Source organism: Mycobacterium sp., assembly GCF_039583785.1.
In the GTDB taxonomy this organism is placed as follows: domain Bacteria; phylum Actinomycetota; class Actinomycetes; order Mycobacteriales; family Mycobacteriaceae; genus Mycobacterium.
Window position 1 is genome coordinate 1 of the sequence record NZ_JAVKSG010000124.1, and the last position, 5277, is coordinate 5277.

4 protein-coding genes are annotated in these 5277 nt (G+C 63.5%); 1 reads left to right on the forward strand and 3 read right to left on the reverse strand.

Features of this window, described 5'->3' with window-relative positions; translation table 11 throughout:
• Positions 1-24: 24 nt before the first annotated feature.
• From ABDV69_RS20005 to ABDV69_RS20015, 3 genes are read right to left on the reverse strand one after another with little or no spacing between them, the layout of a single operon-like run.
• The gene (locus ABDV69_RS20005; RefSeq protein ID WP_343577486.1) at positions 25-1677 is read right to left on the reverse strand and encodes an AMP-binding protein; all 1653 of its coding nucleotides are present in this window, start codon (positions 1675-1677) and stop codon (positions 25-27) included.
• Positions 1667-2659, reverse strand: a complete 993-nt coding sequence (locus ABDV69_RS20010) for an acyl-CoA desaturase (protein WP_343577488.1) — start codon at positions 2657-2659, stop codon at positions 1667-1669. Before ABDV69_RS20010 ends, ABDV69_RS20005 begins: the two co-directional genes overlap by 11 nt.
• A gap of 18 nt (positions 2660-2677) precedes the next feature.
• On the reverse strand, positions 2678-2947 hold the full coding sequence (locus ABDV69_RS20015; RefSeq protein ID WP_343577490.1) for an acyl carrier protein: 270 nt from the start codon (positions 2945-2947) through the stop codon (positions 2678-2680).
• Between the two features lie 486 nt (positions 2948-3433).
• Between ABDV69_RS20015 and ABDV69_RS20020 the strand changes: the two genes are divergently transcribed.
• Positions 3434-5277: fatty acyl-AMP ligase (locus ABDV69_RS20020; protein WP_343577491.1), on the forward strand; the 1844-nt coding region annotated here is incomplete at its 3' end.

Below are 5277 nucleotides of genomic sequence, written 5' to 3' on the forward strand. Positions count from 1 at the left end.
TTGTCCTCAATGGCGGTATGTGGCTCAAGATTCGGCGAGGCTGATGGTAGCCAGCGGAGACAGTCGCCCCGACTCCCGCAGTGAGCGGCACCGATGACGCTGGATCTTGCCGCTCGGGGTCTTCGGGAGGCGGCCGCGCTCGAGGAACACGCACTCGTCGAGGGCCACGGCTCCCGTGGACATCGCGACTTTCGCGGCCGCGTCGGCGACACGCTGATACTCATCGGCTGACGTCTTCGGCTCGACCAACAGTGAAATCCGTTGGCGTCCATCGTCTAACCAACTGACCAGGGTCGAGCAGCCCGGTCGGATCTCAGAAAAACGTTCGACGGCGCGTTCTATATCGTGGGCGTGGACTTTGCGGCCGGCGATAGAGATGACGTCATCGCCTCGACCTACCACGTACAGATGGCCGTCTCGAGTGAAGCCGAGATCGCCGCTGGCGACGCCTGCGCTGCCGAATCTGCTGGCAGTAGTTTCTGGATCCGCCCAATAGCCTCTGGCCAGGCTGGGAGAATTCACCACGATCTCGGTGACAGTGTCGGCCGAGAGCCCGGGCAGAGAGACGCCTTCGCAGGGCAGGCCGACGCTGACGATTGAACGTGCCCCGGCGGCGTCGTCACGCACTGCGCTTACCGCACCGTCGCCAAGACCGTCGACGTCGATGACGATTCGCTGCGGTTGGTGCGTCGACGGCAGTGCCGTCACCGCCAAGGTCGCCTCGGCGAGCCCGTAGGCCGGCATAAATGCGGTGGGACTCAAACCGAAGGCACTGAGCGTGTTGGTTGCCTGCTGCAATGTCTCCCAGTCAATCCGTTCTGCGCCAATAATGCAGTCGCGCAAGCGATTTAAGCCATGCGGCGCGATACGCGTCGACCGTGCAGCGGCCCGAGCTGCCAAGTGCAGGCTGGTGTTTGTTCCCGCGCTCAGCGTGCCCCCGAATCGCGCCAGCTCGTTGAACCAGGTCGCGGGCGAGGCAATGAATCGTTCTGGAGTGGACATGTAGTACTCGATGTCATGACGCCAGCAGGTCAACAGAGTGCCGAACAAGCCCATGTCGTGGGAGAGCGGCATCCAGGTGACGGCGACGTCGTCCGGGCGCGGGTCGATCATGGCGCCGATGATGTCCAGCTGCGCGGCGATACTCCGCGGGGTGAGCATGCATCCCCGCGGAGAGCTCGTGCTGCCGGAGGAGTATTGGATGAAGGTCAGCTCGTCGTCGCCGGGCGGTTCGGCATCGACACGACCGCTGTCGATAATGGAGTCCCACGCGTGAAACGGCAAGCGTGCACGCATGGCGTCGGGCACGGCTGCCAGCGTCGGGCTGTCGAGCATGATCGCTACCGGATCGAGCTGTTCGACAATAATTTTCAGCTGATCGAAGTACTCCGTGGCGTCCATGCCACGCGCCGGCGCCGGCAGCGATGCCACGGTGCCGCCGGCGAGCCAGGTGCCGAGGAGACCCCGAACGGTCGATCCGTTATTGGTCAGCAGGGCGGCGACACGGCTACCGGGACGCACCCCGAGTCGACGCAATCCTGCCGTAGTGTTTTCGCTGTCGCGATACACCTGCGACCAGGCGGTCGCGTCGTAACCATGACCGCTCCAGCAGTGCAGTGACGATCGGCGCGAGCGTTGGTCGGCCAAGACGTCCCATAGGCCGCCGTCACTCGACATCGCCTGCTCCGACCGCAACGGGCACGTCGCGAGAGCGCTCGCCTAATGGGCGAGGAGGCTGCGCGGGCGCAGCCCTGCCCCCGCCGACTCTGGAAAGACCTGCGGCGCGGTCATCGATGCGATCAGCGGGAATGGATACCACGTCCCAGGCAAGTCCGGTTGCTTCCAGCAGCCGAATCACGATGGCACTGATATCGACTTCCCACCAGCGGAACCCATGCGACGCTGCGCGAGGGAACGCGTGATGGTTGTTGTGCCAGGACTCGCCGAACGACAGCACCGAAAGCCATCCCACATTGCGTGATTCATCGGGTGTGTCGAACCGGCGCCGTCCGAAGTAATGACCGATGGAGTTGACCGCGTAGGTGACGTGGTTGCTGACGAAGAACCGAACCAGCCCGCCCCACAGCGCCCCGGTTGCAAACGACTGCCACGTGTGACCGATGGCAAGGCCGATCAGCCCAGGAATCACCACGCCGGAGGCCACGAAGGCGGTGAAGTAGCGCGAGATGAAGCGGATATCTTTGTCGCGCGCCAGGTCTGGGCAATATCGAATGGGGTCTGACGACAGGTCTTTGTCGAACAGCCATCCGAGGTGTGAATGCCACAACCCGGAAAGGGCGCCGCGCAGACCGGCCGTTCGGCCGAGGTATGGACTGTGTGGATCCCCGGGCTTGTCGGCGACGCGGTGATGGCGACGATGATGCGCCGTCCAGATCAGCGGCGGACCTTGACCGGCAATTGCGCCCGCCGACGCTAAGAACACCTTCACGGGCCGATAGGTCTTGAAGGAGTGGTGGGCAAGCAACCGGTGGTATCCGGTGGACACGCCCAAGCCGGCGATCACGTACATGATGACGAAGGCGATCAGATCGCTGACGCCGAAAACCCGGTGCCACAGCAACGCGGCCGCACCGACAACACCGAGCAGCGGCAATATTGAGGAAACTAAGATGAAACCGTAGTGTTCACGACCATCCACGATAGGGTCCTTTCTGCACTAGAGGCCCGCGCGAGCGCTGCGTTCCTCGATGGCGGCATTGCCGAGCGCGATCAGCTGCCCAACGGTTTTGGCCTCCGATGCCCGCGCCGGGTCGAACTCGACGCCGCGGCTTTCCTCTAACGAAAACACCACTTCGGCGGTCTGCAGGCTCGACAACCCCAAGTCGCTGAGTCGAGAGTCTTCGTCGATGACTACCTCGTGGGCGCGTTTCCCGCGAATTGCGCGACGCACCAGTTGTTGAACCTCGTCGATGGTGATGGCTTCCATGCCGAACCCTCTCAAAGCAGTGCCGCGTCAGCTCTACATGGTCAGAACACCGCACGTAGGGGAATGAATCATGCAGTGCTGCCGCGGATCTCGCCAATGACAAGCTGAAGCACATCAGGCCCGCGGCTCGCTGTCTAGTCTGCTCAATCGATCCGCATGACCGCGTCGTGGCGCTGCCGGCTCGTGCGGCTGTGCAAGTAGGCCACTTCACCAGTTGCACACTGCCGCCGCCCATCGAGTGGATGTGGCGCCAAGGCCCGGTCGCAGTGCGCCGGCCCGCATGTGCAGGCGGACAGTTGACAGTCCAGTCGGGGTTTGGCCAGCATCAGCGTTGCAGCACAGTAGTTTTCGCGGCAAGCAGAACGGAGCCCCGCGGCAGGTCATTCATGCCCAAACCGCTCGTCGAGCGGCGGGGGCCATGACATGTGTCTCGGCGAAGGAAGCCGGCGCCGGACCGCGTTCTGCGCCCAGGGAGACGGAGAACAGATGACTCTGGTCGGTGTCAATTCGTCGATATCGACACTCAGCGACTTACTACAAGCGCGGGCGAGCGCCTTGGCGGCCAAGCCCTGCCTTCGGGTCCTCACCGACGGCGAAACACTCGGCAGCGGTAGTGATCTCAGCTACGCAGACCTTGACCTCCAAGCGCGGACATTAGCCGTACGCCTGAGTGCAGTCGCACGATCCGGAGATCGCGCTGTCCTGGTGTTGCCGCCGAACGGCGATTTCCTCGTCGCCTTCTTCGGCTGCATCTACGCCGGCGTGATCGCGGTGCCCGTCGCCCCTCCGTTGGACTCCACAACCGCAACGCGCTTGAGCGGTGTCATCCACGACGCGGGACCGGTCTGCCTGTTGACCGTCGCGCCGCTCGAGAGGTTGCTCCGTTCAACTGGTCAGGTCCTGCCGGAGATTATCGATGTCAGCGACACACTCGGTAACGACCTGAGCGATTGGCGCGAGCCGGACAGCGAACCTGATCAGATCGCCATGCTGCAGTACACATCCGGATCCACGCGGCGGCCGAGGGGTGTGATGGTCACCCACGCCAACTTGCTGTCGAATCTCGAGTGGCTGACGACGGGTATGCGACTGCCCGAGGAGCCGACGATCGTCAGCTGGCTGCCGATGTATCACGATATGGGGCTGATCGGGAGCCTCTTTCAGACGCTGTACACCGGCGGCAACTGCATCGTGATGTCACCGTTGGATTTCCTCGCCAAACCGCTTCGCTGGTTGAAAGCAATCGCAGAGCACCACGCGTTCGGCAGCGGATCACCCCCGTTCGGCTACGAGCTATGCACCCGCAAGGTGACGCCGGGCGAGCTCGAGGAACTTGATCTACGCCACTGGGAAGTCGCCTGCGTGACCGCGGAGCCGATCCGGATGGCCGGCCTCAGACGGTTCGCAGAAGTCTTTGCCCCGTGCGGGTTTCGACCGGAAGCCTTCTATCCGTGCTTTGGATTGGCCGAGACCACGCTGATGGTCACCGGAACGGTGGCCCGCACTCAACCGATAGAACTGCGCGTCGACCCCGCAGAGTTGAAACGCGGCTTCGCGCACCCCGTCACCGCTAGCGATGTCGACGTGGTCTCGTTGGTGTCGTGCGGCTCGGAACGGCCCGGCGAACGAGTTGCGATCGTCGATCCCGACACCGGCGCTGAACTCGCAGACCAGCGAGTGGGGGAGATCTGGGTCAACGGGCCGAACGTCGCTCGCGGCTACTGGGGTCGCGAGGCCGAGACCGAAGGCGTGTTTCGTGCCTTCACCCAGCAGGGCGGCGGACCCTTCCTGCGAACGGGAGATCTCGGTTTCCTCGACGGCGGACAGCTTTTCGTTACCGGCCGGCTGAAAGACTTGATCATCGTTCGGGGCCAGAACATTTACCCGCAAGACATCGAGTGGGCGGCTCACGACAGCGATCGTCGATTGCGGCCGGGCTGCGGCGCCGCATTCACGATCGGTAACCCCGACGACCCGACCATTGTTTTGGTCAACGAGGTCAGCGCCGTGCAATCGGCCGACCTCGACGAAATCGCGACGGCGGTACGTGCGGGTTTTGCGGAACGATGCGGTCAGGCCGTGCAGCTCATCCTGATACCGCCTCGTGCGATACCCAAGACGTCCAGCGGAAAAGTTCAGCGCAGCCGTTGCCGCGACATGTTCCTGGCAGAGCAACTGCCCGTGATCTGGCCGGCCGTTCCGGCGGAGACGGCAACTCCCTCTCACCCAACAGACACCACACCCGCCGTCGACGCCTGGGCCGACGAGCTGCGAGAACTCATCGCTCACGCGGTGGGCGCCACACCCACAGAGGTTTCGGTTGATACACC

What these genes read in the sequence shown, in the direction of transcription:
- ABDV69_RS20005 (WP_343577486.1), bottom strand. Translation starts at nt 1,677, where the DNA reads ATGTCGAGTGACGGCGGCCTATGGGACGTCTTGGCCGACCAACGCTCG.
- ABDV69_RS20015 (WP_343577490.1), bottom strand. Translation starts at nt 2,947, where the DNA reads ATGGAAGCCATCACCATCGACGAGGTTCAACAACTGGTGCGTCGCGCA.